The organism is Candidatus Cryosericum odellii, from assembly GCF_003570935.1.
Taxonomy (GTDB): domain Bacteria; phylum Caldisericota; class Caldisericia; order Cryosericales; family Cryosericaceae; genus Cryosericum; species Cryosericum odellii.
The window spans coordinates 1-2,652 of record NZ_QXIU01000181.1; the positions used below are offsets into that span (position 1 = coordinate 1).

General features: G+C 55.4%; 2 protein-coding genes. One reads left to right on the forward strand and one right to left on the reverse strand.

Annotated features, from left to right (window positions below; translation table 11 throughout):
- On the forward strand, positions 1-1,731 hold a 1,731-nt coding region (locus tag SMC5_RS07355; protein ID WP_119120188.1), incomplete at its 5' end, for a phosphoenolpyruvate carboxykinase (GTP).
- A 63-nt stretch (positions 1,732-1,794) separates the two neighbouring features.
- Here SMC5_RS07355 and SMC5_RS07360 read toward each other — a convergent pair.
- A partial coding sequence (locus SMC5_RS07360; protein ID WP_119120189.1) for a DUF2334 domain-containing protein occupies positions 1,795-2,652 on the reverse strand: 858 nt, incomplete at its 5' end.

The window sequence follows — 2,652 nt, forward strand, 5'->3', positions numbered from 1 at the left end:
CTCTCCTACATCAGCGAGAAGGCCATCCACGATGGTGAAGAGCAGCGCCTGGCAATGAATGGTCATACGATTCACTTCGATTCGCCTCTCGATCAGGGCCGCGACAAGGAGCATACGAACATCCTGGTGGATCCGGGCGAAGAGATGGGTCCCCAGATCTCCACGCGTGACCGCACCGAGGGTCTCAAGGACATCGGCGAGGTCATGAGCGGCATCATGCGCGGACGCCAGATGTTGATTGTCTTTGCTACGCTCGGGCCGAACGGTTCCGAGTTTGCTATCCCAGCAGTTCAACTTACCGACAGTCCCTACGTCGCACATTCGGAGAAGCTGCTGTATCGGCCAGGCTATGAAGAGTTTATCCGTCAGAGTGAGCAGGCACACTTCTTCAAGTTCGTGCACTCCGAGGGCGAGCTGACCGAAAGCAAGACGACCAAGAACATCGACAAGCGCCGCATCTATATCGACCTCAAGGACGACATTGTCTACAGTGCCAACACACAGTATGCCGGCAACACGCTGGGCATGAAGAAGATGGCGATGCGCCTTGCCATCCACCGTGGGTCACAGGAAGGCTGGCTGTGTGAGCATATGCTGGTCATGGGCATCCATGGTCCTCATGATCGCGTCACCTACTTCACGGGTGCGTTCCCTTCAATGTGTGGCAAGACCTCGACTGCCATGCTGGACGGAGAGAGTATTGTTGGCGACGACATCGCGTATCTCCGCAAGATCGATGGCGTCGTACGTGCAGTCAATTGCGAGCACGGCATGTTTGGCATCATCCTGGGCGTCAACAGCAAGGATGATCCTATCCAATGGAAGGCCCTGCATGCATCCGGTCATCAAGTCATCTTCAGCAACGTCCTCAGGACAGATGACGGCGGCGTGTACTGGGACGGCAAGGACGCAACCGTCCCCGACCATGGCGTCAACTTCAAGGGCGAGTGGACCCCGGGGAAGGTCGACAAGGATGGCAAGCCCGTGCCCGCTTCTCACGCAAATGCCCGCTTCACGCTGGGCCTAGGTATGCTCGAGAACCTGGACAAGAACGCGGACAATCCCGATGGTGTCGAGGTCAGCGCCTATGTCTATGGCGGTCGCGATTCGGATACCTGGGTCCCAGTAGAGGAATCCATCGACTGGGCTCATGGCGTCGTTGCCTTTGGCGCTTCGATCGAATCCGAAACGACAGCAGCAACCATTGGCAAGGCCGGCGTGCGTCAGCACAACCCGATGTCCAACCTGGACTTCCTGTCTATCCCGCTGGGCAAGTACCTGCAGATCAACGTCGATTTTGCCAAGGGAGCCAAGCGGCTGCCAAAGATCTTTGGCGTCAACTACTTCCTCAAGAGCCGCGACGGCAAGTTCCTCAACGGCAAGAATGATAAGAAGGTCTGGTACAAGTGGATGGAGTTGCGCTGCAATGGCGACGTCAAGGCTATCAAGACCGCAACTGGCTGGATCCCTGAGTACAAGGATCTTGCCCCGCTGTTCAAGGACATCATCGGTCGCGAGTACACACACGAGGAGTATGAAGCTGAGTTTTCACTCCGCATTCCCGAGAACCTCAGTAAGATCGACCGCGTCATCGCGAGCTGGAAGAACAGCACGCACGATACGCCCGAGGTCCTGTTTGCCGAGCTCGAGGCCCAGCGGGCGCGTCTGCTGGAAGCACAGAAGACCTTCGGTGACGAGGTCAAACCGTCGCAGTGGGGTATTGTCGGTTAGTTGTTTCAGGACAGTTTCAGCTCTTGTATAATCAGTCCCCTCCTTTGGGAGGGGACTTCTTGTTTACGGCAGTATAGGATATGCAGCTCTGGCGGGATGAGCTTGGGTCTTGGCAAGGAGTTGTTTCCGTACCTGTGTGACAGAAACGAAAACAAACCCGTGCGACTGAAATGCGGGAATGATACGCTCCAGATAGGCGCCTGTTTCATCCTTTGGCGAGGACGGTGCTGCATCTTCTGAAGGCAGCCGTTCACGGAAGGGGTGGAAGAACAGAGAAGCAAGTATTTGCCGATGCGAGTCGTCAGCAAATAGGACGATGGATTGGGCCTCCTGTGGTCCGTCCACCATGCCCAGAGGAGTAGGGACAAAACAGACCTTTGCCCCGCCTGGTCTGGAACTGCTGTGGAGGAACGGTTCTCTTGTGCGGTAGTTGATCGGCCCCGGCTCATAGATGATGGAAAACCGGCTCTCCAGATAGGTATACTGTTCCGGCGACGCCGTATAGTGAGGCGTTTCCCAAAAAGTAATTGGAATGTTGGCTGCTTTAGCTGCTGCCAGAGCAGCGTCTACACGCAACGCCATGTAGGAGACAGTGCTCTCAATGGTGCGCGGATCCTTAGAAAACTCGATACTGTCTCCGGTTACTCCTTCGCCCATTTGATGTGTATAACCGTGTAGACCTATTTCACCACCCTTGCTGATCATATAGTGGATTGTCGCAATGAACTCCTTCACGCGTGGATCGTCCGGAGTATCGATGCCAATATGGATACCTGTCGCAGGATCCAGATATATGGGGATCATCGCCACTTGGAATGGAACATGGCGCGAAGCCAGATAATCAGCGATATATCGCAGGAGTTCGAGGCGTTTTGGGTTAAGAGCGTACCACGGACTGACGTCCTCAAGGCGAACGAGGGC